We start from the raw sequence: 26,433 nt of genomic DNA on the forward strand, positions 1-26,433 counted from the left end.
TCTTCAATCAAAATCAGTTCCTGGAAATGCAAAAGATTGTTTGCCGCTAGGAATTGGAACCGCTCTCAATTTTCTGTTCGCGCAAGAGGAACTTTTGGATCTTTCCGCTGGCGTTGCGCGGCAGTTCATCCACGAAACGGTAGTGTCTTGGACGCTTAAAGCGTGCCAGGTTTTCATTTTTTACACAAAATTCTTCCAGCTCTTCTGCCGTTAGAGAAGGGTCTTTTGAAACGATGAACGCCAGCACCGATTCTCCCCACTTCTCATCCGGCATGCCAAGAACCGCTACATCCATTACCGCTTCGTGTTCATGAAGGACATCTTCCACTTCCCGCGGATAAATATTTTCGCCGCCGCTGATAATCATATCATCGACGCGGTCCGCTACATACAAATAGCCGTCTTCATCCATGAATCCGAGATCGCTTGAATGATACCAGCCTTTGTACAGCGCTTTTTCTGTGGCATCTGGCCGGTTAAAATAGCCGACCATCATCGAAGGTCCCCTAACGATGATTTCTCCAACTTCGCCAGGCTTTAGGATGGCATCGGGTTCCGATGGCCCGTCTTCATTTGGCTGAACAATCCGGATTTCATGGTTATAGGCAGCCCGCCCTGCAGAACCGGCTTTCGTCAGCTGCTCATCTTCCGCAAGAAATGTAATGGCCGGCCCCATTTCCGTCTGTCCATAAGCCTGGATCAAATCGATGCCGAGTATTTCTTTTACTTGTTTGACCAAAACCGGCGCCATTGGAGCTGCCCCGTATAGTCCGCATCTCAGCGTATCAACTTTAGAAGCTGCCCCTTCCATTTGCGCCATCATGCTCCACATGGTCGGCACTGCAAACATCACGGTGATGCCTTCTTTATGAATGATGTCCAGTGCAATGGCCGGATGGAATTGATGCATGATGATGCTGGAGGCGCCCGACTGGACCCGCGGAATGATATTGCAATGCAATTCCGCACAATGGAACATCGGCGCAGCGACCAACCCAATGTCTTTCGGCGTATATTTTAACAGCGCGATGCATACGAGGCTCTGTTCTGCCATATCCCGGTGGCGGTGGATCACGCCTTTTGGCCGACCCGTCGTGCCGCTCGTATACATGATGGCATAAGTGTCCGTTTCCTCCACTTCTACAGCCGGTTTTCCGGTTGGAGAAGATTGCGTGATTTCGTTGTAGTTCTTTGCATAATCTGGCGTTTCTGCATCGATAAACCAGAAGCTGATATTGGGAAAATCAGCTTGAATAGCAGCTACCGGCTCCTTCAAAGCCTCTTCAAATAAAACAATTTTAGGGCTGGCATCAGTTAAAATATAAGCAAGTTCTTCAGATTTCAAACGGAAATTGATCGGATTGAATATCGCACCAATTTTGGCGCAGGCAAACATGGCAGTCGGCAGTTCAATATTATTAAAAAGATAGGTGGAAACACGGTCGCCTTTTTCAACTCCTGCTGCAGTCAAAGCATTGGCCAAACGGTTTACTTCTGCGTCCCATTGAAGATACGTCCAGCGATAGCCTCTTCGCAAATCCACAATCGCTTCCTTGTCCGGTAATTTACTCACTGTCTGATCAAAAATTCTGCCGAGCGTTGCGTACATTCCCCCAACCCCTTCGCCTTTTTATGAACAGCAATTCATTTTGTTTCCACCTTTAATGATGTCAGATTTATGGGAACAACGCAATAACTTTTCAGAAAATTTAATCGATTCTACTCAACTTTTCAAGACCCGGTATAATGGGTAAAGAGAAAACAGAATGGGGGCGATGAAAATGAATCCTTTAGAAGTTCAATACAATGGCATCGTTTTGCTTTACGGATATCTTCAGCGTTTATTTGTCTACGGAAAAGTGAAAAGCATGCTCGGAGCAGTGCCCGAAAAGCTTGAAATCGACAGTTTGCCGTCATTGCTCGATAAAACCAGTGAGATATTCCAAAACTTCGACACAAAAAACGGTTTGTCAAAAGAACAGCAGCAAGAATTGCTGGCCATTCTTGCGACCGTAAAAAAGTTGGTCCCACATACTGTAGAGAAATTGGAAAGTCCTGAGCTTGCCGACCAATTGGCAACTGCAGGAGCGGCTTTATATGCGGAAGAATACATCAATAACGGGATTATTCATCTTGGCATGTTGTTCAATCCGACAATTGCTGATCGTTTTCGCCAGCACATTCCGCATTTTCAAAACCGGGTGAACGGCATCAATCTCTTTGTCGACAAAACAGCAAACCAGAAAAGCTTACACTCCAACGAACTGGCACAATTGGAATCCTGGTATGTCGATGTCATGAAGAATGCTTCCAACATCGGCGCTGATTTCCAAAGCATTTACAAATACATCAACACAAAAGTTAAATAAAGAAAAAGGAGTGGCACCAAAATAATTTGGGTCCACTCCTTTTCTTTATTTAAAAAACTCGGGCAGCCCGCTCGCTTTCATCGGGAATTCAGCCGGACGTTTTTCAACGAACGACTGAATTCCTTCATTGGCATCAGCGTTTTGCCCGGCCCAGTGCAAAAATTTCGATTCAATTAAATGAGAAGCTTCCGGATGGTCTTGCCCGAGCATCTTCCATAGAAGCTGCCGCGTAAAACTATTGGAAGTGGCCGCTGTGTTTTCGGCAATCTCGCGTGCAATTTCATAAGCTTTTGCTAGCGGTTCATCCGACTCATATTGAACCAGTTCGCTGCTGACAGCTTCACCCGTCGGGATATACCGGCCAGTCAGGGTCCATTCCAGGGCTTTTCCGATGCCGACAAGCCGCGGCAAAAACCAGCCCGAACCTGCTTCCGGGCCAATTCCACGGCGTCCAAAAACAAAACCGATTTTTGCATCTTTTTTCACAATCCGGATATCCATCGGCAAAGTCATCGTCATGCCGATCCCGACAGCCGGCCCATTAATCGCCGCAATGATCGGCTTGTTCACTTCATATACCTGCAAGCTGACCTGTCCGCCTAGATCCCGATAATCTTCAGCCGATTGCTCGGAAGAAAATGTCGAGCCTCCTTCGGATAAATCCATGCCTGCACAAAATGCCCGGCCGCTGCCGGTCACCACAATGACACGGACCGCGTCATCCTTGTTCACGTTTTTATAGAAATCCAAAAGCTCCTCATTCATTTTTTCCGTATAGGCGTTCATTTTGTCCGGACGGTTCAAGGTCAGCGTCAAGATGCCATCCTCTAACTCCGTTTTAATCGTTTCGTACAAGTTTAGCCACTCCTTCCTCATACTCAGCAATCAAAGTTTCCACAATCTCTTTCGTCGTTTCCCGTTTTGTAATGGTAGTGACGCCGTGGCCGGCAGACCAGATATCGCGCCACGCTTTCGCATTGACTAAATGAGATAAATCAATCTCCTCTTTTGGCTTCAAGGTTTTCGGATCGATTCCTTGTTTGACCAAGCTCGGAACAAGCACATTCACAGGCACTCCGCTAAATGAATCGGTATAGAAGATATCTTCAATCGAAGAATCGATGACCATTTGTTTGTATTCTTCAGGGGCACTGCTTTCATCAGCTGCTAAAAAACGGGTGCCCATATATGCATAGTCAGCTCCCATCATTCTGGCAGCAGCGACATCTGCTCCCGTCGAAAGAGAGCCGGATAAAATAATCGTGCCTGTATAAAAGGCTTTGACTGCGGCAATGAAAGCGAAAGGATTTAATGTTCCGCCATGGCCGCCAGCTCCGGCACTCACCAGCACCAATCCGTCGACTCCGCTTGCGGCCGCTTTTTTCGCATGCCGGACATTGGCCACATCCGAATAGATCAATCCGCCATATGCATGAACGATTTCGATCACTTCAGCCGGCGAACCAAGTGAAGTGATGACGATTGGCGGCTCATAGCGCTGGATCATTTCCAAATCTTCTTCATAGCGTTTATTCGACCCGCGATGGCAGATGAAATTGACTGCCCAAGGCTTATCGCCAAGAGCAGTTTTCACTTCTTCCAGCCAAGCCGCGCATTGCTCAATCGGCCGGGCATTTAAAAGAGGAAAGGATCCGATGACGCCTGCATTGCTGGATTCGATGACCATTTTAGGCGTAGAGACAAGAAACATCGGCGAGACGATGACCGGCAGTTTAAGCATGCTCAATCACCACCGCAATTCCTTGGCCGCCTCCGATGCACAGGCTTGCAACTGCGTACTTGCCGCCGCGGCGCTTCAATTCGTATGCGGCTGACAACAAGACCCGGGCACCGCTCGCCCCCACCGGATGCCCGAGGGCAATCGCTCCGCCGTGGACGTTCACTTTGCTGCGGTCGAGCCCCAGCTCTTTTTCGACCGCCAAATATTGGGCGGCAAATGCTTCATTCACTTCAATGAGGTCCATCTCTTCCAACGACAGGCCAGCACGAGATAAGGCTTGTTTAATCGCCGGCACAGGTCCGATCCCCATCACGGTCGGGTCGACCCCTGCAACTCCCCAGGAAACGATGCGGGCAATCGGCTTTAAACCATGCTTGTCGACGGCCGCTTGGCCCGCCACTACGACTGACGCTGCGCCGTCATTAATGCCGGATGCATTTCCGGCTGTGACCGTCCCGTCTTTTTTAAATGAAGGGCGGAGCGTCGAAAGTTTTTCTGCATTGGCATCGGGTTTGATGTGTTCATCTTTGTCAATGAGTGCAGTGCCTTTTCTTGTTTTCACTTCAACACCGACGATCTCTTCAGCAAATACGCCATTGTCCGACGCCGCTGCTGCTTTTTGGTTGGATTCTACGGCATACGCATCCTGTTCTTCGCGGGAAATCGAATATTGTTCAGCCAGTTTTTCCGCTGTCATTCCCATGCCGTTGCCGGTATATTGATCTGTCAGCGTGGCCGTCAGCATATCTTCAAATTGCATGTTGCCCATCTTGGATCCATTGAAACGCTGCTTGAAATTCGAGTAAGGCGACATCGACATATTTTCCGCACCGCCAGCCAGCACAAGATCCGCTTCACCAAGCAAAATATGCTGCGCCGCTGAAACCACTGCCTGCGCTCCCGAACCGCAAAGCCGATTTAATGTAAGTGCCGGCACTTCTTTCGGCACTCCAGCTTTCAACCCGATGTGCCGCGCCAAATAGGCCGCATTCAGGCTTGAGTGAATGACATTGCCGTAAATGACGTGGTCGATATCTTCCGCTTTGACATTCGAACGCTTCAACGCCTCGATTGCGGTTGCTGTTCCAAGTTCCGTCGCTTCTACATTAGCAAATGACCCTCCAAAAGAAGTAAAGGCTGTTCTTGCTCCGTCCACTAAATACACATTCTCCATTTTCCTATTCCCCTTTCGAATTTCCTGTTCGTTACGAAACCGTGTTTTCCGCTTTCCGCAACGTATGCTTCAACACTTTTCCTGAGGCGTTTCTTGGCAATTCTTCCATGAATTCGACTTCCAAAGGCACTTTGTATTTGGCCAGTTGAGTCGCGCAATAGTCTTTAATCGCTTGTTCTGAAATTTTCTGGCCCTGCTTTTTCACAGCGTAAGCTTTCGGCACTTCCCCGTAGACTTCATGCGGCACCCCTACCACCGCTGCTTCCAGCAACTGCGGAATCTGATAAAGGACTTCTTCGACTTCAACGGGATAGACATTTTCACCTCCGCGGATAATCATGTCTTTTTTCCGGTCAACGATATACAATAATCCGTCTTCATCAAACTTCCCCAGATCTCCCGTATAAAGCCAGCCGTTCCGGATTGTCTGATGGGTCGCTTCATCATTGCGCAAGTAGCCTTTCATCACCTGCGGTCCTTTGATCACAATTTCACCCACTTGCCGAGCAGGCAGCGATTCGCCGAATTCATCCGCGATGCGGATTTCCGTTTGGGGCAGCACTTCACCGACGGAGCCGATTTTATCGAGCGCAAATTCATCTTTTAGGGACGAAGCCGCCGGTGCATTCTCAGTTTGCCCGTAGCAATTTTGCAGGCCGACATCCGGAAAGATTTCTTTCAACTTTTTCACCAGTTCATACGGCATCGGCGCAGCTCCGTAGCAGAACAGCCGAAGTGCCGGCAATCGGGTTTCCCGGATAGCCGGCATATTCAATAGGATGCTATACATGGCCGGTACGCCGAAAAACATCGTTGGCGCTGACTCTTGAAGCATGCGGACTGTGCGATCGGGCGAAAAAGCTTCTTCTATAATAAGGGAGCCGCCCTTATAGGTAACAGGGACGACAAATACATGCGCGGCCGCACAATGAAATAGCGGCGTCGCGACCAGCATCCGGTCATTCTCTGTAATGGCCATCGCTTCCGACCAAATTTCAGCCGCCGCGCGGATATTCGCATGGGTCAACATGACCCCTTTCGGTTTTCCAGTCGTTCCGGACGTGTACATGACCACGGCCGTATCTTCCGGCTGCAGGGCGACCGGCCGGAAAATCAGCGCTTCGTCCGCAATCACTTGTCCTACCCTATCTTCGCCGCCAATTTGAAGAACGTCTTGAAATGAATGCGCAGTCTTTTGGATCGTCTCTTCAATCCGGACGTCATAAATCAGCGCTTTCGCTTCGGAATTCAAGAAAATATATTCCACCTCCGGCGCTGCCAGCTTGGTGTTTACAGGCATCGCGGTAAATCCGCCTAATTGAATACCGAAATAGCAGACGAGGAAAATATCCGAATTTAACGCATACAGCGCGATAATGTCATCTTTTTCATAGCCTTTCTGTTGAAAATAACTGGCTACGCGTTTCGCTTTTTCATAAAAGGAATGGTACGTCCAAGTTCTCCCTTCATAAGTCGTGTAGATTTTTTCCGGCTGGCGTTCAGCGTAATGGGCAATGCTTTCGGTAATGAACATATTTTTCCCCCTTTGAATGAATAAAGCCATGATTTAATTTTGTAAGGGTTTTCATTTTTTCAGAAATGAAACCTTGATTTAACAAAAAACAGCCGTTAATTTGTCAGAAAATTCTTACCTTATGATAAATATTAGCGCCTTTCATTTTGAAATGCAATGGATTTTTACCTTTTCGTTTAATTTTCAAACGTTTGTTCAAATAAATGGATGCATTTTATTCTTAAGTTTTGTAATTGAGAAACTGGAAAGATTTTTTCAATTCTATTCAATAGAAGCAGAATCAATCCCCCTTTATTTATAATGATTATTATTAAGGTTTGATTTTAATTTAAAAAATGTTATCATTAAAAGTGTAATGTTTTACATAATAATGAGAATGAGGTGTTCGAAAGATGAGTACAGAGAAAAGAACTCTAACGACTAGCTGGGGAGCCCCGGTTGGCGACAACCAGAATTCACAGACAGCTGGCCAACGCGGACCAGTATTGCTTCAAGATGTTCATCTTCTTGAAAAATTAGCGCATTTTAACCGGGAACGTGTTCCTGAGCGTGTTGTCCATGCGAAAGGCGCCGGCGCCCACGGATACTTTGAAGTCACACAGGATGTAACAAAATATACAAAAGCGGCTTTCCTTTCTGAAGTCGGCAAACGTACAGACATGTTCGCACGTTTCTCTACAGTAGCTGGAGAACTTGGATCTGCTGATACCGTTCGCGACCCACGCGGATTCGCTTTGAAATTCTATACAGAAGAAGGAAACTACGATCTAGTCGGAAACAACACGCCGATCTTCTTTATCCAAGATGCGATCAAATTCCCTGACTTCATCCATACACAAAAACGCGACCCACGCACGCACTTGAAAAACCCTAACGCAGTGTGGGACTTCTGGTCATTATCTCCAGAATCCTTGCACCAAGTAACTTACTTGATGGGCGACCGCGGAATCCCTGCGACGCTTCGCCACATGCACGGTTTCGGAAGCCACACATTCAAATGGACAAACGCTGAAGGCGTATCCCACTGGGTGAAATACCACTTCCTGACTGAACAAGGCATCAAAAACATCACACAAGAAGTAGCGGACAAAATTGCCGGTGAAAACCCAGACTTCCACACAGAAGATCTGTTCAACGCAATCGAAGAAGGCGACTTCCCTGCTTGGAAAATGTACGTTCAAATCATGCCATTGGAAGATGCGAACACATACCGCTTCGACCCGTTCGATGTAACGAAAACATGGTCTCATAAAGACTATCCGCTAATCGAAGTTGGACGCATGGTGCTTAACCGCAACCCGGAAAACTATTTTGCTGAAGTTGAGCAAGCAACATTCTCACCTGGCACATTGGTTCCTGGTATCGACGTATCACCGGACAAAATGCTTCAAGGGCGTTTGTTCGCTTACCATGATGCACACCGTTACCGCGTAGGCGCTAACCACCAAATGCTTCCGATCAACGCTGCGAAAAACCAAGTAAACAACTACCAGCGCGACGGCCAAATGAACTTTGGCAACAACGGCGGCGGTTCTGTCTACTACGAGCCAAACAGCTACGGCGGCCCAACTGAAACTGCTGCTGCGAAACCAGCACCGCTTGAAGTTTCAGGCATGACCGATTCCGTTCCTTACTACCAGGAAGACCACTACACTCAGCCGGGCGACTTGTACCGCCTGCAAACTCCGGAAGAGCAAGAGCGCCTTGTTGCTACTTTCGTCGGCGGCTTGAGTGCAGTCGATAAAGAAGATATCAAACTTCGCCAAATCGGCCACTTGTACAAAGCGGATCCTGAATTTGGAACACGCGTTGCAGAAGGACTTGGGCTTCCAGTTCCTGGCCTTACTGAAACAAAATAAACCCAATTTTTGCGGCCACCCTTTTTAAAGGGTGGCCGCTTTTTTATTTGCAGCCTGCCCGCAAACAAAAAAGAGAACAGCTTCGACGGCCGCTCTCCTGTTTTATTTATTTTCCAGCTAATAACTCTCCAATAATTTCTTCTGCTAAATCTTTGCCGTTCTGAATGCAGGCACCGATCCCCACACCGTAGAAAGAAGCACCAGCAAGCTTAACGTTCGGTACAAGTTTTGCCATTTTATCTTCTAAGGCAGCCACCGCCGTCTTATGCTGCATCGTATAATTCGGCATCAGGTTCTTCCACCCTGTCACTTCGACCGATACGGGCTTGGCTTCAATCCCTAAACTTTTTCGAATGTCAGATAAAGCCGCTTCAGCCAATTCCGGTTCCGATAAATCTTTTAGCTGTGCATAGGAAGGATTCGAACTTTTATAAAACAGCCGAACAAGCAAGTTGCCTTTCCGGGAAGTATGCGCCCATTTCCGGCTCGTCCACGTACAGGCATTGCATAGAAGATCACTGTTCTGGGAGACGATAAATCCGGTGCCATCAGCCGGCAGATCCGCATCCGGCAAATCAAAGCCGAGATACACGCTCACGAGTGAGGAAGTTAAAAGTTGGTCGAACTCTTCGTCTAATTCCGGTGCGTCCAATAAAGATTGTGCTGCCCGGTGCGGCGTTGCCAGCACTACATAATCCGCGTTGACCGTTTCGCCATTGCCAAGCTTCACTTCATAGCCAGCTTGAGTTTTTTCCACTTTTTCCGTCTGAACGCCTTTTACGATGGAGGCATCTGCCAATGTTTCTTCTAACCGGTCGATCAGCACCGACATCCCTTCATCGAACGAGATGAATTTCTTATTTGCCGTTCCTTTGAAATGGGCTGCATTCGCTTCGAACCCTTTGATGATGCTGCCATACTTATTCTTATAATCGACTAAATACGGCAAAGTCGTCGCCAATGTCAGTTCGTACAAATCCCCGGAATACACACCGGATAAAACCGGCGCAATTTGGTTTTCGACCAGTTCTTTGCCGAGAAAAGCTTCCAAAAATTCACCGATGGAACTGTCTTTCGTAAACGTTTCATTGGCTGTTTCAAAATCCTTGAGGGCTTCTTGCTTCCCTTCTTCTGAAACGAGCGTCGAACTGAACAATGCTTCTTTGTTCATGGGAATCCCGAAAACCGAATCGGCCGGAATGGCATGCAGTTTATTGTTCGCATATAAATAAGAAATGCCGGTTCCGTTATAGACGACGCGTTCTTGCAAACCCAGGTCTTCAATAAGCGGCATGACGCTTGCATGGCGCGCGACAATTGAATCCGCTCCTGTTTCCATGATGAATTCCTCATCTTTGGCTGTTTTGATTTTACCGCCGAGCAGCTCATCTTTTTCAATCAATACAAGATTCAACTCGAGGTTTTGCTGCTCTTTTAACTTTTGCAAATAATGCATAGCGGAAAGCCCCGTAATGCCTCCGCCGATAATTGCAGCCGTTTTCATGGTTCATCCACTCCTTGTGATTCCATTTTATCAGTAAATATCCGGTTCAACAGAAGAGAGTTTGACAGTTTTACTACGCTTTGATTTTCTTTTTGGATTGCGTTTCATCAAAAGTTTTGGTTTGATTATGAGAGAGACATTACCGCATAGAGGAGAGAATGAAGATGTTGAATGCTATTGACCAGAATATCATAGAACGCCGAACGATTAAAAAATTCAAATCCGACCCAATCGATATAGAAGAAATTATCGAGTTGTTAAATATTGCCAAATGGGCGCCGAACCATACAATAAACGAGCCGTGGCGCTTCCAGCTTTACGCTGGCGAAGGGAAAGAAAAATTCGTCCAAGCCTACATCGATGCCATGCCAAAAGAAGACGGCGTCACACCACAAAAAGTGTTGAACAAAGCAAAATACTTCCGTGAAATCCCACTGCATCTTGTTGTGATCATGCCCGAAGATCCACGCCAAAGACGCTGGGATGAAGATTACGGCGCGATTTCTTCCCTGCTGCAGAACTTCCAACTGGCAGCCTGGGCTCGGGGCATCGGCATGATTTGGCGCTCGAACGATTGGATCTACAATCCGATATTCCGCCATTCCATCGGTGTCCAGCCTGGAGAGAAAATTGTCGCTACGATGATGATCGGCTATCCGCAGCATGTTCCTGAAAAACGGGAACGCACCGATATCCGCGAAAAACTGACCATTATTTCCGAATAAAAAACTCGTCTCAGACGCCGAATTCCGGCCGAAGAGACGAGTTTTTTTACATATAGCTTCATCCTTTACTGCAAAGTGGTCATCGCTCCGACTGCTCCTGAGAACTCCCCGTTCTCCAAAAATAGCGGAGTGGAACCGCGCAGAATGGTGTAGCTTTCGACAACTTCCTTCAGTAGCGGATTATGGATGAACGAAGAGCCGATATAGATGACCAGTGAACTGTCGCATTGGCGGGCAGCCTGCACACTGACGGTACTGACGGTTTCACCGACAAGTCCGATTACCGTTGCCAATAATTCTTCTTTCGTCAATTCATCCGATATGGAAAAAAGGTCATTTCCAAAGTTGCTCGCTGTCAGTTCGCCGGAAATCGGCGGTTCTTTTCCTTCATATATATGCTTTACTTTTAAGTCGATCCGTTCACGTGAACCCTTGCTTGCAAGCCGGACGATTTCTTCGTAATCGCTGACCCCGGTCAATAAATGGCTTAAGCCCACTAAAGTGCCGCCGCCGACTCCCGTGCCCCCTAAACGTTCTTGGCTGTCGTTTTGAATGCAATGAATCGAAGTCCCCGTCCCTACATTGGTGACCAGATAAGTCGTTTCACTCCGTCCCATTTTGCTGAGCAAAAACTGCACACCGCGGTGAGTCGCTTCAAATTCAACGATTTCCTTTGCTTGTTTCGTCAATAATGAACGCAGAACGCCCGATTTCCCGCCTGTCAGGCAAATTTCGCAATCGCCTAGGCCATTCACCCATTTCGCCACTCCTTCTATATCGGCTATCGGGGATTTCTTAAATTGTAGTTGGCCATTTTCGGTGTACGCAATTTTAATTAGCGTACCTCCCGCATCTATTCCGATAATCATTTTGCACCTGCTCTTTCTGAATACCAGCTGTCTTTAATTGCACACGATGAAATTCTACCATAATCTTTTAAGATTTGGTGCAGTTTTCCACGAGATTGAAGACGGGCGGCTCCAAAGCGAGCCGAATAGAAAAAATGGCTTCGCCCGGCTCCATTTTCTCTCCATAAAATAAGAGCCGCCTTCTTATCGGATAGAAGGCGGCTCACTTTTCAATTTTCTCTTTTACAGCTGTCTGAATCCGCCTGTATTGGCGCGGACCTTCACTTCAGCATATTTCTTGATATCGCTTTCCTTCGAAAGCAATGTACCGACAACCCCGCCGATAAAGCCAAGCGGAATAGAAATGATTGCCGGGTTGGTCAGCGGGAAGATCGGTGTACCGGTGATAATCGCTGCGCCAGCTTCCGGATTCATTACGCTTGGGCTGATCGATACCAGGATTAACGCTGAAATCAAACCGGTTAAAATAGCCGAAATAGCCCCTGTCGTGTTGAATTTCTTCCAGAAAATCGTATAGATGATAACCGGCAAATTGGCACTCGCTGCGATACAGAATGCCAACGATACCAAGAACGCTACGTTCAGGTTTTGAGCGAAAATCGCCAACAGGATTGAGAACACAGATACGCCCACAGATGCGTATCGTGCAGCCAGCATCTGCTCTCTTTCAGAGGCCTTCCCTTTCTTGATGATTTGGCCATAAATGTCATGGGCAAAAGCGGAAGCTCCTGTCAACACAAGCCCTGCTACTACAGCCAAGATCGTTGCAAATGCCACGGCTGAGATAAAGGACATCAAAATGTCTCCACCAAGCGCCTGGGCAAGGAGCGGAGCTGCCATGTTCCCGGCGGCATTCGTGCTGATAATTTTCTGGGAACCTACGAATGCGGCAGCGCCGAATCCAAGGAAAATGGTCATTACGTAGAAAATGCCGACAATCCAAGTCGCCCACATAACCGAGCTTCTTGCCGTTTTCGCATCACGCACCGTAAAGAAACGCATCAAAATATGCGGCAAGCCGGCTGTTCCGAGAACAAGCGCCAACATAAGCGAGATCGTATCCAACGGAATCGTGTATTTCACGCCCGGATTCAAGAATGCTTCACCATGCGGCGTAGCTGTTTTCACTTGGGCAAACATTTCCAGGATGCTGAAATCAAAGCGCTGCAGCACCAGGAAAGAAAGAATAACGGTACCCACCATTAAAAGAACGGCTTTAATGATCTGAACCCAGCTTGTCGCTGTCATGCCTCCAAATAGGACGTAAATGGTCATCATGAAACCAACCAAAAGCACAGCCCATAAGTAGTCAATCCCGAAAAGCAGCTGGATCAATGCGCCCGCCCCTACCAACTGGGCAATCATGTAGAAAATGACAATGGTTATGGAGCTCAATGCGGCCGCTCCCCGAACTTTTTTTGCATTAAATCGCGCATTGATCATATCGGCTAATGTATACTTCCCTAAATTGCGAAGAGGTTCGGCTACGATAAACAAAACGACAAGATAAGCAACCAAATAGCCGATGGAGAAAAGGAAGCCATCAAATCCGAACAAAGCAATGGAACCCGCAATCCCCAGGAAGGAGGCTGCTGACAAATAGTCGCCTGCAATAGCCATTCCGTTTTGCCAGCCGGTCAACCCTCCACCAGCCGTGTAAAAATCGCTTGTCGAATTGGTTCGTTTCGCCGCGTAATACGTAATGACAAGGGTCATCGCAACGATGACTAAGAAAATAACAATTACGGTCGCATTCATCGATTTTCCTCCTTGTCATAGTTAAAATCTTTTAACGTGTCTTGAGCCATCTTGTCAAACTTTTCTGCCCGCTTCATGTATACGGTTACAAGAATCCACGTCATGGCAAACAAGCTGAAGGCGAATACCCATACCCAGGAAATGTCCCCGATAAAAGATGCTTCAAGAATGCTTGAATACGAAATAATAAAATTAAATAAGAGATAAAGTCCTAAAAAGAGTATCGTTGTGGGAATTAAAAATGCCTTTTTCTTTTTCATTAATTCTTTAAACCCTGCTGAAGATTCAATGGCTAAAAAGTCCGGGACATGTCCTGCTGCTCTTGTATCAGAAACGGTACTGCCGCCTTTCACTTTGCTGCTCCCCTTTGAACGCGCAAGTTCTGCATTGGTTTCTGCAATTGGTTTTGACAAATACAACACCCCTTTAAAATTTTAATTTTTCTGAATCTAAAAATAATTAAAACATCCATAAACATCCAAGTCAACCACTGTCATACAAAATGTGGTAATATCAGAAAATTTTTCTCTTCAGACGAAATAAAAACCTCAGAAGCTGCCGACTGGCCGGCTCTTCCGAGGTTTCTTTTTATTGATTATTCTTCCGTAGATTTCTTCGCAGCAGAGGAATTGAAGAGCTCCAATAAACGCTCGTCTTTCTGCAAGATGTCGAGGGCGAGCAAACCGTTTCCTTCCGCTGTTTTCGGATAGCCAAGAGGCACGGTTCTTCTGACCAATTGAGCGTATAGTTCCGCTTCCGTCAACTCCCGCTGGAATTGCTTTTCTGCAATATTCTTGATCAGCGCCAAAGCTCCGTACACATGAGGCGTCGCCATCGAAGTTCCCAACAGGCTTGCATACTTCCCCCCGGGGTAAGCCGAATAAATATTCATGCCCGGAGCCACCAAGTCAATTTCGTTGTTGGTATTGCTAAAAGGCGCTATTTTGCGGCTGAAATCTACCGCCCCCACTTGGATTACTTCCCCGTAGGTCCCAGGATAAGCAAATTCATCCGTTTGAGGGCTGTCATCTCCTTCATTTCCGGCAGCGCAGACTACCGGAATCCCCGCATCCACTGCCCGTTTTACCGCTTCATACAATTCAGGAATATCTTCAGGGCCGCCGAGAGACATCGAAATCACACTCGTCCGCTCACCTTTTGGCCCTCTCCAATCGACGGCATAGTGGATGCCGTCAATAATGCCGGCATATTCTCCACTGCCACTTCCAGTCAACACTTTAAGAATCAGTAAATCGGCGTTTGGGGCAACCCCCACAATGCCTCCGCCTTCCTTCAACGAAGCAGCAGCTGTTCCCGCCACATGGGTGCCATGTCCATTATTGTCATCAAAATTGGCCGGATCTCCGCCAAAGTCGCTTGTAAAATTTCGGCCATCAATAATCCGCTCTTTCAAATCCGGATGGTCCACTTGGCAGCCTGTATCCAAAACAGTAATGATATTGCCTCTTCCGTATGCCGCCTGTTCCCACACTTCGGGTGCCTGTATCATTCTGACGCCTTCCGGTATTTGCGGTACAGCAGAAGTGATGTCTTCAATCCAGTATGGTATCAGGTGAATTTTTTCCATTTGTTTCGCCTCCCCATGAAGTGGATATATGTAACTTGAATAATAGAACGAATGTTCTTAATTATCAAACTCTTTATATCTGGCTGTAAAAAGAAATATTCATTCATTTTTAAATTTTTCCTATTACATGTATATAATGGAATAAGAAAGATTGAATATATTAGTGGAGTGTGAATCGTATGGAATCCATCCTAAACGTGGCCAAGCATTTGAAAGAAAATGCTCAATCCTTATCTAACACAATTGTTGATGACATTGTGCCTACTTTTCCTCACTCTGTTTCTCTGCAGGAAATCAACCAGGCGAAAATTGTCTACACCGAGTTTCTCCAATTTCTTGGCAATTCCTTGTTAAAGACTGAAGAAAATGTACATACCGAATTAATCAAGTGGAGCAAAAAAAATGGCGAGCTTCAGGCAGCTCTCGGCCAGCCGATTTCCACTGTGATTGTGCGCTATCCATCCACCCGTTCCATTTTCATCGATCATTTAACCGCTGTGTCGATGGCTTACCAATTGCCGCCGCTCGAAATGATCAATTTAATGAAACGCTTTAATTATTTATTGGACCTCAGCTTGAATGAAGCTATTTTTGCATTTGAACGGCTGACCGAAGAAAAGTTTGCCGCCAACCGCCGACAGATCAATGAACTTTCCGCTCCGATCGTCTCTATTCAAGAAGGCATTGCTGTCCTCCCGTTAATCGGGTTAATCGATCAGGAACGGGCACAATACCTCGTGGAACATATTGTGCCGAAAATTCCTTCTCTGCATATCGAAACGCTGATCGTCGATTTTTCGGGCATCCTTATGATTGATAACCAGGTGGCTGACCAGTTGCTTAAAGTCTCCAGTATGCTGAAGCTATTGGGAATTGCGGTCGTTTCTACCGGGATCCGCCCCCAAATCGCACAAGCAATGATTCAGGAAGGCGTGAATCTTTCTGCCATCCGAAGCTATGCAACCGTAAGGCAAGCTCTCGAAGAGATGAATAAATTGAAGATTTAAAAGAGGGCTCACTGGATTTCCCTCCCTTTTGACGTCAGAATGGTTGTAAGTTTTAACCTATAAAGGAGTGGAAAGAATGGAGAAATGGCTTTTATATGGAGCTTATGGCTTTACAGGGGAGTTGATTGCACGCGAAGCAGCTAAGAGAGGCCTTTCACCGATTTTGGCAGGCCGCAACGCACAAAAACTCGAGCCGCTTGCAGATGAATTAGGTCTTGAGATGCGCACTTTTCCTTTGGATGCACATGCGCCGGACCAGCTGGCCGACATTTCGCTCGTCCTCCACTGCGCTGGCCCTTTCAGCAAAACCAGCCAACCGATGATGGAAGCCTGTCTTTCTGCCGGGGCGCATTATTTGGATATCACCGGTGAAATCGACGTCTTTGAACAAACCCATGCCTTAACGGAAGAAGCGAAACAAAAAGGAATTATTCTTTGTTCCGGCGTCGGTTTCGATGTTATTCCAACCGACTGCACCGCTTTAAAATTAAAAGAGCTCATGCCCGAGGCCGTTTCGTTGGCTCTTGGCTTCGATTCGGACTCGGGGATTTCCAGAGGCACCTATAAAACGATGATCGAAGGTTTGGGCTCGGGCAGCACCGTCCGCAACAACGGAGAGCTGACGCCTGTGCCTCTCGGAAGCCAGCGACGGACCATCGACTACGGGCGAGGGCCGCGTTCTTCCATGGGCATCCCTTGGGGAGACGTTTCAACCGCTTACTACACAACCGGCATTCAAAACATTTCTGCTTGGAAGCCAGTCCCTCGTCCGGCAGCAGCCGGGGCTCGCTTTCTCAGCGGCCTGCGCCCTGTTTTATCATCCGCTGCGGTTCAAAAAACGCTGAAGCGGTGGGTCGATGAACGCGTAAGCGGACCGGATGAAGAACTTCGCTCCAACTCCCCCGCGTTTATATGGGGAGAAGCCCAAAATGCGGAAGGCTTGAGGAAAGTCGCCCGCCTTCAGACAGCTAATGTATACGATTTAACCGTTTACGGCGCCTTGGAATGCGTCAGCCGTTTGCTGGCTGGAAAGTTTACAGGAGGCAGCTATACGCCCTCAATGCTCTTCGGCTCGAGCCTTGTCGAAGAACTTCCCGGCTCCGGAACTTTTGAAATCGACACCTTCTATCCTTAATTAACTACCTGCAAAAAAAGCTTGCCTCTTTGAAGGCAAGCTTTTTTAGTTCTTCAGAAATTGCATCCGTTGATTGAATAAGGTTGGATAAGACAAGAAGCCCAGCAGGACGCTCGTAACCGCTGCAGTGGTGAGCAACAGGAACATGATCAGCAATTGAAATTGCACCGCTTGGATCGGATCTGCACCGGCAATGATCTGCCCGCTCATCATACCGGGCAATTGCACGAGCCCAACGGTTTTCTGGCTTTCGATGGTCGGAATCATGCTGGCTTTGATCGATTGGATCAATTGTTTATGAATTGCTTGTTTCGGCGTGCCGCCAAGCGATAAAATCAGTTCCGTTTGATCTTGATGCGCTTCCACTTCTGAGGTAAAACGATTTAAGAAAAGGATGGACAGCACCATCGAGTTCCCAATCACCATGCCGCTGATGGAAATAATGTATTGGGCAGTGGGCGGTGTAATTTTGAAGCCCAGCAGAATGCTTTGCGTAAGGACTTCTACAAATACGAGCGTCACCGCTATTTTCCATGTAATGCCTTTAATCGCGGCACCTTTCTTCTGCGCATTGTGCGTCGCCGCCGCAATCATCAACGTGACCATCAAGAAAATATAGAGCAAACTCTCCGAATCAAAAACGAATTTCAGGATAAATCCGACAGCCAACAATTGTACAATTGAACGGAGAGTAGCAATGATGGTGTCTTTCTCTAATCCTAAATTTAATGTCTTGGAGAGGATCAAGGGAATGACGACAAAAATAAGGGTGATCGATAAGGTCAAATAAGTCATCCTACTTCCCCCTTCACAAAGACTTGGACTTTTTCATTATGCGGGTCTTCCAGCAATTCACTTTCCCCGGTTTCCACTACTTCCCCTTCCATCATGACCCATGTAAAATCACCGATTTCCAAGGCTTGCTGCAGATTGTGGGTAATCCAAACAATCGCTGTTTTGTATTTTTGATTGATTTTTACAATCAATTCTTCGATTTCCTTCAGTGAAGTCCGGTCTAAAGAAGAAGTGATCTCATCCAGCAATAGAATTTCGGGGCGATTCACCAAAGTCCGGGCAATCGATACTTTTTGGCGCTGCCCGCCCGATAAATCTTTAACGTTCCTTTTTAGAAGTTCTTTTCCAAGACCGACATCTTCCAATAAGCTAAAAGCCCAGCTTTCATCTAATTTTTCATTTTTCAATGCCAGCGGCAAAGCCAAATTGTCATAGACGGAGCCGTCAATCATCGGCGCACTTTGCAAAGCAATGCCGACCGTACGGCGGAGCTCAACAGGTTCATATTGTTGAATGGAAGTGCCATTGATATAGATATCACCGGAATCCGGCGACAATAAGCCATTGCATAATTTCAGCAAAGTCGTTTTCCCGGCACCCGATGGGCCTACCAAGGTGGTAATTTTGCCGGCTGGAAAAGAACCGGTGATGTCTTTTAGAATAGTCAGGTTCCCAATGGAATAATCCACATGCTTAAAATGGATCGCTGGTTTATACTCGATCGCCATGTTCCCACTCCTCTTTTCAAAAAAATAAAACAGCACACAGTCAGCGGTGTGCTGTTTTGGAATCACTTTAGCCTTCTAATTTACGTTCAGCGAATTCATCATCCATCTTAAGGAAGTATTCTCCGCCTTCTTCAATATGCTTCATGCGGGCAATCATATCCCGGAACATTTTTTCTTCTTCCATCTGTTCTTCAATGAACCAGTCCAGGAAAGAAAGCGTGGCATGTTCCTGCAATTCGTCGGCCAGTGTGACAAGCGCATAGATATTGCTCGTTACTTCTTTTTCCTGCGCCAATGAACTTTCCAGGACATCCATAGCACTTACATAATGGTTTTTCGGTTCGCTTAATGATTGAAGCATCGGCTTTTCATCCATTGTCACCAAATACTCGTAGAATTTCATGGCATGAAAATGTTCTTCCTTCGCTTGCACTAAATAGAAGTTGGCAAATCCATGATACCCTTTTTTCGAGAAATAAGCGGCCATTGCGGTATATGAATGAGACGCCTGCAGCTCGTTGTTGAATTGGTCATTTAACGCTAACACTAGTTTTGACGGCAACATGTAATCATCCTCCTTTTCCTTATTTAGAATCATTCTAATGTAGATAATATAACACATCCCCCAAATCATTGCAAAACAAATGAGAATAGAATAGTATAAATGATAATCATAATCATTTAAAATCATATTTTAAACATTCCAGATAAGAATTATTATTATTTAAAGATATTATTAATTTAATCTATCTGATTTTGAAGCTTTTCACTTACTTTAAGTAACCAATTGTTGTATGATAACGATACAAGTTTGATTAAGTAATTCAAGAGGGGGAAGCACCATGACTTCTACAAAACTAGAACCAAAAGTTTTTTCAGTATTAAAAGACAAGATACAAATGATTGAATCCGATGAAGGGGCCATCTATCTGGTGGGACCGATCCGCCTGCCGGTTAACTTATATGAAGAAACCGTTATCTTCCAGTGGTATTGCTGGTTAAAGCACGATGAAGTGACAAATGATTATGAGAGCATCATTGAAAAACTGTCTTCTTCCAATCTCGCTGAATACCAGCAATCAAGCGTACTGGTCTACGGCGATTTCGAAAACAGTGAAGACGCATTGATCCGCATGCATTCGATTTGCCATACCGGCGATATTTTCGGAAGCAAGCGCTGTGATTGCGGCTTCCAGTTAAAGCAGTCCATGAAGCGAATTGTCGACCACGGTTCTGGCGCCTTGTTCTATTTGGCCAATCATGAGGGCCGCGGCATCGGCCTCTTCAGCAAAGCGATGGCTTATGTCTTGCAAGAAAACGGCTATGATACCGTCGAAGCCAATGAAAGCCTGGGCTTTGTAGATGATTCACGGAATTACGAAGACGCAATTGCTGTCTTAAAAACGCTTCGGTCAAAACCGGTTACGCTGCTGACCAATAATCCGAAAAAGATTCATGCACTTGAAAACGCCGGATTGCCGTTAGCTGGGCGCACTGCACTTTGGGGCGATAAATCAGAATACAACTCCAAATACTTGCAGACAAAAATCAATCGGTCCGGCCATTTAAGAGAAGAGGAGGCCCCTGTTCATGCCAAACCATGAATTCTATATGGATTTAGCACTGAATAATGCACGTTCGATGCGAGGCCAGACCTACCCGAATCCGCTCGTCGGATCTGTCATTGTCAATAATGGGCGCATCATCGGTGTTGGCGCACATCTTAAAGCCGGCGAACCGCATGCGGAAATCCATGCCCTGCGGATGGCTGGCGAAGCCGCAAAAGGCGGCACCATTTATGTCACGCTGGAACCTTGTTCGCACCACGGCCGTACCGGACCCTGCGCAGAAGCGATCATCAACGCCGGCTTGAAAAAAGCCGTGGTTGCCACATTGGATCCCAATCCTGTCGTGTCCGGGAACGGGGTAAAAATGCTGGAAGATGCAGGCATCGAAGTGGTCGTTGGCATACGCGAGGAAGAGTCCCGCAAAATGAACGAAGTCTTTAATAAATTCATCGTGGATCAGCGCCCGTTCGTCATTTTAAAGGCCGCTTCTACGTTAGACGGAAAAATTGCTACGCATCAACTCGACAGCAAATGGATCACTTCCGAAGAAGCGCGTTATGACGTACATAAATTGCGCAGCGAAAACCAGGCGATTCTTGTCGGAGTCGGCACGGTCATTGAAGATGATCCCGAATTGACTGCGCGCATTCCGAATGGCCGCAATCCTTTGCGCATTGTTTTGGACTCCAAACTGCGCATTCCGCTAGAAGCAAAGCTTGTCACCGATTCTTTGGCCGATACGTGGATTTTCACGGCACAACAAGCGGATGTAAATAAAAAACGGCAGCTAGAAGAACGCAGCATCCGCGTTTTTGAAACAAGCGGCGAAACGAAAGTCGATATTCAAGACGTCTTGCGGATTCTCGGTGAGCATTCGGTTTCCTCGCTGTTCATCGAAGGCGGCGGCACAGTCAATGCTTCCTTTTTAGAACAGGGATTGATCGACAAAGTAGTGTTGTACTTTGCCCCTAAATTAGTCGGCGGCAAAAACGCCCCGACGTTTTTGGAAGGAAGCGGTTTTGACTTGATGAAAGATGCCATCGACTTGGAAGAAGGCGAATTCACGAAAGTCGGCAAAGATTTTAAATTTACAGCTTATCCAGTGAGGAGATAAAGAAATGAAATTCGGATTCGATATTGATGATACTTTAATCGATTTGCGCGGCTATGCATTCCAGCTCTATCAACAGAAATTAGGGCGTGAAGTCGGCCGGGAATTGTTCGACCAGCTGAACCGCGTGGAAATTCATGAATTGTTTGATTTGAGTGATGAAGAAGGCAGCAAAATGTGGAATAGTTCACTTGAAGAACTGTATTACGCGGACTGCCCGGTTTATCCAGGAGCCGTGGAAATTTTGCAGCAGCTGGACCGGGAAGGCCATGAAATCTTCTATATTACAGCACGTGGCGCCGCACACGGCGAAGGAACGAAAAACTGGCTGAAAAGCCAAGGCTTTCCTGTGAAAGACGGCCATTTCTACTGCGGCATGAAAGATCAGGAGAAATTTGAAATCATCCAGAATCTTGAGTTGGATTATTATTTCGACGACAAGCCTGCGGTGATCGATACCTTGTCCGGGGACTCTTTAAATGTCATCATTCGCGACCAATCATACAATCGGCATGTGGAAGGGCTCCGCTTAACCGATTGGTCGGAGTTTTATCATCTTGTCAAAAGCAAAACAAGCTAAAAAAGCTGGCCATTGAATTTTGATGGCCAGCCTTTTCTTTATTCATTAGACCAAGTCTTCTTCACTCATCCCACTGGCGCCAAATGCATCGTCCAGTAAATCAAAGCGTGCTATTTGCGTGACTTTGCCCTCTTTTACTAAAAAAAAGGAATAGAGAATGACTTCTCCGTTCTCATTTTCCCAAGAAGCTTTTTGTTCGTAAATCACTTTTTCATCTCTGATGTAGCGAGAGAGCGTCTGCAATTGAATGCCCGAGTTTTCCACCCATTGCGCAAGCATATCGTGCCCCGCAGCCGTTCCTCTTGGCCCGCTGATTTCGACATTCGTTGCTGAAAGTTTCAGCACCCCTTCAATATCTTTCGCATTCACCCGGTCTGTCCATTGGTCGGCAATTTCGATCACTGCGTTCATCTGGCATGGCTCCCTTCCTCAGGCAATTTTCAACCATCATTCAGGCAAAGCAATCTGCGAACTGCTCACCTTCCACTCGCCCACCCTTTTCTAAATTTTAGCACAAATTCTGTTTTTCATCATCGACAAATGCTGTTTTCTAAGAGGTTTCGGCTGTAAAAAAAGAAGCGGCTTCTTCGCCGCTTCTCAGTAATTTTCATTTTTTATTTTTTTGAAGGTCCGGACAAACTTTATCGGATTCTCAAAAACTTTATACGTGACAACTCCTCTATGGGTATGCAAATAAAGGAGATTGGCTTCTTCTGAAAATGATTTATAGGAAATATCCCAAACATTGTCCAAGCTGAATTTTGTAGTTGAAGCGACGAGGTGATCTTCAAAAAGATGGATGGTGTATTCCGATTGGGTGATTTTCATTTCCCCCGCTTCAATGGACCGTTCGGTGTCGATATACGTAATGGTCGATAAAACATTCGATTGATCCATTTCGGCTCGCCTCCTAGCATTCTGTACGGAAAGTTTACCGCATAACGCCAGGTTTACGCAAAAGATTCGGTTGAAAAGCACACAAGCTTTGAACCAATCACTTATCCGCAATTTCAATCTCAAATTTTTCCTCGCTCTCTTGCCTTTTTGCTGCCTTGAAGTCCCTTCGGATTTTCCTCTGACGTTCCACAGCCTGGTATCAGCATAAGCAAAGCTAGATAGACGGTTATTCTCTCCAGTCTTGCTTCTTACGCAGCAAGACTGGAGAGAATAGGGAAACGTTACAAGTTCATTCACTGTCGAAATATTCATTGGTTAAATCGCCATTAACCCCGATCGCTGCAGCGCTCCCTTCACCTGCCGCAATCACCAATTGGGAAGGCACGATGAGCGATGCATCTCCTGCCGCATAGACATTCCAAACATTCGTGCGTCCATAGCCATCCGTCAAAATGCCGCCATATTCATTTTGCTTGCACCCTAGTTCTTTGGCAAAATTTGTGGCATGGGTCCAAAGCGGTGTAACAAACCCTCCTGTACGGTCAATGAGCGTGCCGTCTTCAAGCCTCACGCTGCGTAATTGTCCATTTTCGCCTTCCAGGCCATCAATCATCTCTTCCCTTACTTTGATGCCTTTGGCAATCAGCTTATCCTTTTCATCCAGGTCAAGCCGCCCTTCTCCATTTGTAAAAACCACCAAATCCTTGCTCCACGTATAGACTTTTTTAGCCAATTCAAAAACACTCTTATCCGCAATGACTGCGAGCGGCTGGTCCTTCAATTCCCAGCCATCGCAATACGGGCAGCTAAAGAGGCTCGTGCCATAGAATTTCTCTATGTCCGGAATATTCGGAAGCTGTTCTTTCAATCCGGTGGCCAGGATAATCTTGATGCTATGAAAAGTCTCGCCTTCTTCCGTCGTCAATTCATAGTGGGTTTCCGTCACACGCTTGATTTCTTTGATCCGGCTGTTTTTCAATTTCACCGAATCGTATTTGGCAATGTCTTGGCGACCCAGTTTCTTAAATTCTTCCGGGCAGATGCCGTCGCGTGTAATAAAGCCGTGCGATTCACGGGTAACCAGATTCCGGCCGTCGTCATCATCGAATAAAAGGGTATTTCTGCGAGACCGTCCAAGAACCAACGCTGCATTTAGCCCAGCAGGTCCGCCTCCAATAATTGCGCAATCATATATCATGCCATCCATCCTTTGCAAGTCAGTTTAATCATAGAGTTTCCCCCTTAGCTAAGCCGATAAACAAAGGATGGCTGCTTTATCCGGACCATATAAAAACCGCTCCCAAAACAGAAGCGGCGATTTCTAGATTTATATTTGTTTAGCTAATAAGCCCCTCAAGACTTCAATGAAGAATTCGTTTTCTTCTTTTGTTCCCACTGAAACACGGATGTACTCCGGCAAGCCCCATGTTTTTCCGTATCGGACAATGACGCCATTGGCCATCAATTCCTTGTAGAGCGTTTCTCCGTTAGGACCTACATTCACCAAAACAAAGTTCGCCATACTTGGCGTATATGCCAATCCTAATTCATCAAACGCTTGGTAAAGCTGTTTGCGCCCTGCTTGATTGGCTGTTTGGGAGGCTTCCACATGTGCTTTGTCTGAAATCGCTGCCGTAGCTGCGATTTGGGCCAGTGTGTTGACGTTAAACGGCTCTTTCACTTTTAGGATGGATTGCACAATCGCTTCCGGTGCAATTCCGAAGCCGACCCGTACCCCGGCAATGCCGTAGATTTTAGAGAATGTCTGCAGGGCAACCACTGGATAGCCTGCATTGATATACTCGATGCCGTCTGTGTAATCTGCAGCTTCCGCAAAGTGGCTGTAAGCTGCATCGATGACAACGAGCACGTCTTTAACGGCATTCAGCAGTTTTTCGATGTCCGCTTTTTGCATATACGTTCCTGTCGGGTTATTCGGCGAACAAATATAGATGATTTTCGTTTTTTCAGTTACAGCAGCGATCAATGCATCCACATCGTATTCGAAACCGGCAGCAAATGGCACCGGCACAACAGCTGCTCCCATAATATGTGCGCCGAAATCGTATTCGCTGAAGGAAGGCGATGGCACGATAATTTCATCCCCTTGTTCAAGAAACGCTTCCGAAATCAACGTGATCAATTCATCTGCGCCATTCGTAGTGATGACTTGCGACGGAGCCACCTCGTAGCGGGCTGCAATGGCCCCCTTCAAAGCGGTTGCATCCGCATCCGGATAGCGGTTCAATTCAGCCAACCCCGTTTGGATGGCTTCTACAGCTTTCGGAGACGGTCCAAGCGGATTTTCGTTTGAAGCCAATTTGATCACACGATCCAATCCCAACTCTTTCTGGACTTCCCAAATCGGTTTTCCTGGAGAGTAAGGTTGAATCGTCTCTAAAGTTTTGCGCGCTTTAATTGTAACGGGGTTTGTCATATCGATTCCTCCAACATTTTTATGTATGTTTATTTGTATATAGCTATAATTATACCACTGGCGCTCGGCAAATCAATGCAGCTCTCTTGCTTCATATCCGTTGATATTTGGTTCGATGATTGACGAGGTAAATACTCAAAACGATCAATATCAAACCAATTGCCAAGGTAGCGGTTACGGCTTCATGCAAAAAGACTGTGCCTGTCAGCACCGCAATCAAAGGCACTAAAAAAGTGAATGCTGCGACTTTGCTTGCTTCTCCGTTATTCATCAAGTGGAAATAGATAACAAAAGCAATCGGGATGCCGAATGTCGAACCAAAGCCGAGTCCGAAGAGATAGGTAGTATTCCAAGTAATATCCGCCCAATTTTCTATAAAGCTTCCGGCAACGACCAAAACGGTGCCGCCAATGATGAATTGCAGAGCGACCATCCACATTGAATCCACCTGCGAACTGACTTTTTTTACATAAATAACACCCAGTGCCCAGCTAAGCGCTGCAAACAGGCCGAGGATAATGCCGGTTACGGACAAAGTTCCGGAAAAACTGTCCGCACTGATGACCAAGATGCCGAGGAATCCCAGCAGTAGGCCCGTTATTTTGAAAGCGGTCATTTTCTCCCCCAACCAAATCCAGGCAAAAATGCCGATCAGCACCGGCTGGAAATAAACAAGGACTGAAAACAATCCACCCGGCAGGTAGTTAAGGCCTGCTGTCTGCAAGCCATAAAATAGAACGGCATTCAACAAAGCGGAGATGGCATAGGATGTCCAGTTTTCCCGCCACTTAATGCGTTTCCAGACCGGCAGCAAGACCAGCGCCAATAACAATCCGCCAATCAGTGACCGGGCGCCGGCAAAAAGGATCGGCGGCGTATAATCGAGCGCTGCCTTATAAATGGACCAACTGATTCCCCAGATAAATACCAATAGAACCAGCAGGCCGGTTGCCCGATTTGCGTATTTTCCCATCATGCAGCCTCCAGTAGCCAGTTTGCCTTTATCGTTCTATTGTACAGAATAATGGCATTATTGGCACGAGGCAAGGGTACT

General features: G+C 46.6%; 26 protein-coding genes. 8 read left to right on the top strand and 18 right to left on the bottom strand.

Annotated features, from left to right (window positions below):
• Nucleotides 1-46 precede the first annotated feature (46 nt).
• Nucleotides 47-1,609: a fatty acid--CoA ligase gene (locus tag MTR82_RS14005; RefSeq protein ID WP_246809534.1), complete on the bottom strand. Its 1,563-nt coding sequence runs from the start codon at nucleotides 1,607-1,609 to the stop codon at nucleotides 47-49.
• Between the two features lie 172 nt (nucleotides 1,610-1,781).
• On the opposite strand from MTR82_RS14005, the gene MTR82_RS14010 reads away from it, so the two are divergent.
• On the top strand, nucleotides 1,782-2,369 hold the full coding sequence (locus MTR82_RS14010; RefSeq protein ID WP_246809535.1) for a hypothetical protein: 588 nt from the start codon (nucleotides 1,782-1,784) through the stop codon (nucleotides 2,367-2,369).
• Nucleotides 2,370-2,414: 45 nt separating this feature from the next.
• Here MTR82_RS14010 and MTR82_RS14015 read toward each other — a convergent pair whose 3' ends face one another.
• Genes MTR82_RS14015 through MTR82_RS14030 form a run of 4 tightly spaced genes read right to left on the bottom strand, consistent with a single transcriptional unit; the run spans nucleotide 2,415 to nucleotide 6,818 of the window.
• A complete protein-coding gene (locus tag MTR82_RS14015; RefSeq protein ID WP_246809536.1) occupies nucleotides 2,415-3,224 on the bottom strand; it encodes an enoyl-CoA hydratase-related protein in 810 nt (269 codons plus the stop codon).
• Nucleotides 3,208-4,110, bottom strand: coding sequence for an NAD(P)H-dependent flavin oxidoreductase (locus MTR82_RS14020; RefSeq protein ID WP_246809537.1), 903 nt, complete (start codon nucleotides 4,108-4,110; stop codon nucleotides 3,208-3,210). Before MTR82_RS14020 ends, MTR82_RS14015 begins: the two co-directional genes overlap by 17 nt.
• Nucleotides 4,103-5,284 (bottom strand): acetyl-CoA C-acetyltransferase, encoded by a 1,182-nt coding sequence (locus tag MTR82_RS14025; protein ID WP_246809538.1) that lies wholly within the window; start codon nucleotides 5,282-5,284, stop codon nucleotides 4,103-4,105. The genes MTR82_RS14020 and MTR82_RS14025 overlap by 8 nt, the downstream gene beginning before the upstream one ends.
• A 31-nt stretch (nucleotides 5,285-5,315) precedes the next feature.
• Nucleotides 5,316-6,818 (bottom strand): class I adenylate-forming enzyme family protein, encoded by a 1,503-nt coding sequence (locus tag MTR82_RS14030; RefSeq protein WP_246809539.1) that lies wholly within the window; start codon nucleotides 6,816-6,818, stop codon nucleotides 5,316-5,318.
• A 392-nt stretch (nucleotides 6,819-7,210) separates the two neighbouring features.
• On the opposite strand from MTR82_RS14030, the gene katA reads away from it, so the two are divergent.
• Nucleotides 7,211-8,677: a catalase KatA gene (katA, locus tag MTR82_RS14035; RefSeq protein WP_052653597.1), complete on the top strand. Its 1,467-nt coding sequence runs from the start codon at nucleotides 7,211-7,213 to the stop codon at nucleotides 8,675-8,677.
• A gap of 106 nt (nucleotides 8,678-8,783) precedes the next feature.
• Here the strand turns inward: katA and MTR82_RS14040 are convergent, their stop codons facing one another.
• Nucleotides 8,784-10,181, bottom strand: a complete 1,398-nt coding sequence (locus MTR82_RS14040) for a protoporphyrinogen oxidase (RefSeq protein ID WP_246809540.1) — start codon at nucleotides 10,179-10,181, stop codon at nucleotides 8,784-8,786.
• A 164-nt stretch (nucleotides 10,182-10,345) separates the two neighbouring features.
• Between MTR82_RS14040 and MTR82_RS14045 the strand changes: the two genes are divergently transcribed.
• On the top strand, nucleotides 10,346-10,906 hold the full coding sequence (locus tag MTR82_RS14045; RefSeq protein WP_052653603.1) for a nitroreductase family protein: 561 nt from the start codon (nucleotides 10,346-10,348) through the stop codon (nucleotides 10,904-10,906).
• A 65-nt stretch (nucleotides 10,907-10,971) separates the two neighbouring features.
• On the opposite strand, the gene coaW is transcribed toward MTR82_RS14045, so the two are convergent.
• From coaW to MTR82_RS14065, 4 genes are all read right to left on the bottom strand, one after another.
• Nucleotides 10,972-11,775 carry a type II pantothenate kinase gene (gene coaW, locus MTR82_RS14050; protein ID WP_052653606.1) on the bottom strand — a complete coding sequence of 268 codons (804 nt, stop codon included), beginning with the start codon at nucleotides 11,773-11,775 and terminating at the stop codon, nucleotides 10,972-10,974.
• Nucleotides 11,776-11,997: 222 nt separating this feature from the next.
• The gene (locus tag MTR82_RS14055) at nucleotides 11,998-13,533 is read right to left on the bottom strand and encodes a solute symporter family protein (RefSeq protein ID WP_052653612.1); all 1,536 of its coding nucleotides are present in this window, start codon (nucleotides 13,531-13,533) and stop codon (nucleotides 11,998-12,000) included.
• Nucleotides 13,530-13,886, bottom strand: a complete 357-nt coding sequence (locus MTR82_RS14060) for a DUF485 domain-containing protein (RefSeq protein ID WP_246809541.1) — start codon at nucleotides 13,884-13,886, stop codon at nucleotides 13,530-13,532. The genes MTR82_RS14055 and MTR82_RS14060 overlap by 4 nt, the downstream gene beginning before the upstream one ends.
• A gap of 242 nt (nucleotides 13,887-14,128) precedes the next feature.
• Nucleotides 14,129-15,121, bottom strand: a complete 993-nt coding sequence (locus MTR82_RS14065) for a S8 family peptidase (protein WP_246809542.1) — start codon at nucleotides 15,119-15,121, stop codon at nucleotides 14,129-14,131.
• 179 nt (nucleotides 15,122-15,300) lie between these two features.
• On the opposite strand from MTR82_RS14065, the gene MTR82_RS14070 reads away from it, so the two are divergent.
• Nucleotides 15,301-16,128, top strand: a complete 828-nt coding sequence (locus MTR82_RS14070) for an STAS domain-containing protein (protein WP_052653618.1) — start codon at nucleotides 15,301-15,303, stop codon at nucleotides 16,126-16,128.
• 76 nt (nucleotides 16,129-16,204) lie between these two features.
• Entirely contained in the window at nucleotides 16,205-17,263 is a 1,059-nt protein-coding gene (locus MTR82_RS14075; RefSeq protein ID WP_246809543.1) for a saccharopine dehydrogenase family protein, read from the top strand.
• Nucleotides 17,264-17,308: 45 nt separating this feature from the next.
• Here MTR82_RS14075 and MTR82_RS14080 read toward each other — a convergent pair whose 3' ends face one another.
• From MTR82_RS14080 to MTR82_RS14090, 3 genes are all read right to left on the bottom strand, one after another.
• Nucleotides 17,309-18,058, bottom strand: coding sequence for an ABC transporter permease (locus MTR82_RS14080; protein ID WP_052653624.1), 750 nt, complete (start codon nucleotides 18,056-18,058; stop codon nucleotides 17,309-17,311).
• Nucleotides 18,055-18,786, bottom strand: coding sequence for an ABC transporter ATP-binding protein (locus MTR82_RS14085; protein WP_246809544.1), 732 nt, complete (start codon nucleotides 18,784-18,786; stop codon nucleotides 18,055-18,057). Before MTR82_RS14085 ends, MTR82_RS14080 begins: the two co-directional genes overlap by 4 nt.
• A gap of 67 nt (nucleotides 18,787-18,853) precedes the next feature.
• Nucleotides 18,854-19,351, bottom strand: a complete 498-nt coding sequence (locus tag MTR82_RS14090) for a ferritin (protein WP_052653630.1) — start codon at nucleotides 19,349-19,351, stop codon at nucleotides 18,854-18,856.
• Between the two features lie 277 nt (nucleotides 19,352-19,628).
• Between MTR82_RS14090 and MTR82_RS14095 the strand changes: the two genes are divergently transcribed.
• From MTR82_RS14095 to MTR82_RS14105, 3 genes are read left to right on the top strand one after another with little or no spacing between them, the layout of a single operon-like run.
• Nucleotides 19,629-20,390: a GTP cyclohydrolase II gene (locus MTR82_RS14095; protein WP_052653633.1), complete on the top strand. Its 762-nt coding sequence runs from the start codon at nucleotides 19,629-19,631 to the stop codon at nucleotides 20,388-20,390.
• Nucleotides 20,377-21,468: a bifunctional diaminohydroxyphosphoribosylaminopyrimidine deaminase/5-amino-6-(5-phosphoribosylamino)uracil reductase RibD gene (gene ribD / locus MTR82_RS14100; RefSeq protein WP_246809545.1), complete on the top strand. Its 1,092-nt coding sequence runs from the start codon at nucleotides 20,377-20,379 to the stop codon at nucleotides 21,466-21,468. Before MTR82_RS14095 ends, ribD begins: the two co-directional genes overlap by 14 nt.
• A 4-nt stretch (nucleotides 21,469-21,472) precedes the next feature.
• Nucleotides 21,473-22,045, top strand: coding sequence for a 5' nucleotidase, NT5C type (locus MTR82_RS14105; RefSeq protein WP_052653639.1), 573 nt, complete (start codon nucleotides 21,473-21,475; stop codon nucleotides 22,043-22,045).
• Between the two features lie 45 nt (nucleotides 22,046-22,090).
• Here MTR82_RS14105 and MTR82_RS14110 read toward each other — a convergent pair whose 3' ends face one another.
• The 5 genes from MTR82_RS14110 to MTR82_RS14130 all read right to left on the bottom strand — a co-directional run bounded on the left by MTR82_RS14110 (nucleotide 22,091) and on the right by MTR82_RS14130 (nucleotide 26,352).
• Nucleotides 22,091-22,456, bottom strand: coding sequence for a nuclear transport factor 2 family protein (locus MTR82_RS14110; RefSeq protein WP_246809546.1), 366 nt, complete (start codon nucleotides 22,454-22,456; stop codon nucleotides 22,091-22,093).
• Between the two features lie 186 nt (nucleotides 22,457-22,642).
• Complete coding sequence (locus MTR82_RS14115) at nucleotides 22,643-22,942, bottom strand: hypothetical protein (RefSeq protein WP_052653645.1); 300 nt, start codon at nucleotides 22,940-22,942, stop codon at nucleotides 22,643-22,645.
• Nucleotides 22,943-23,231: 289 nt separating this feature from the next.
• Nucleotides 23,232-24,140: an NAD(P)/FAD-dependent oxidoreductase gene (locus MTR82_RS14120; protein WP_246809547.1), complete on the bottom strand. Its 909-nt coding sequence runs from the start codon at nucleotides 24,138-24,140 to the stop codon at nucleotides 23,232-23,234.
• Nucleotides 24,141-24,269: 129 nt separating this feature from the next.
• Nucleotides 24,270-25,379, bottom strand: a complete 1,110-nt coding sequence (hisC, locus tag MTR82_RS14125) for a histidinol-phosphate transaminase (protein WP_246809548.1) — start codon at nucleotides 25,377-25,379, stop codon at nucleotides 24,270-24,272.
• Nucleotides 25,380-25,470: 91 nt separating this feature from the next.
• Nucleotides 25,471-26,352: a DMT family transporter gene (locus MTR82_RS14130; protein WP_246809549.1), complete on the bottom strand. Its 882-nt coding sequence runs from the start codon at nucleotides 26,350-26,352 to the stop codon at nucleotides 25,471-25,473.
• Between the last annotated feature and the right edge of the window lie 81 nt (nucleotides 26,353-26,433).

The sequence above is a fragment of the Planococcus ruber genome, assembly GCF_022819085.1.
GTDB classification, from domain to species: Bacteria; Bacillota; Bacilli; order Bacillales_A; family Planococcaceae; genus Planococcus; species Planococcus ruber.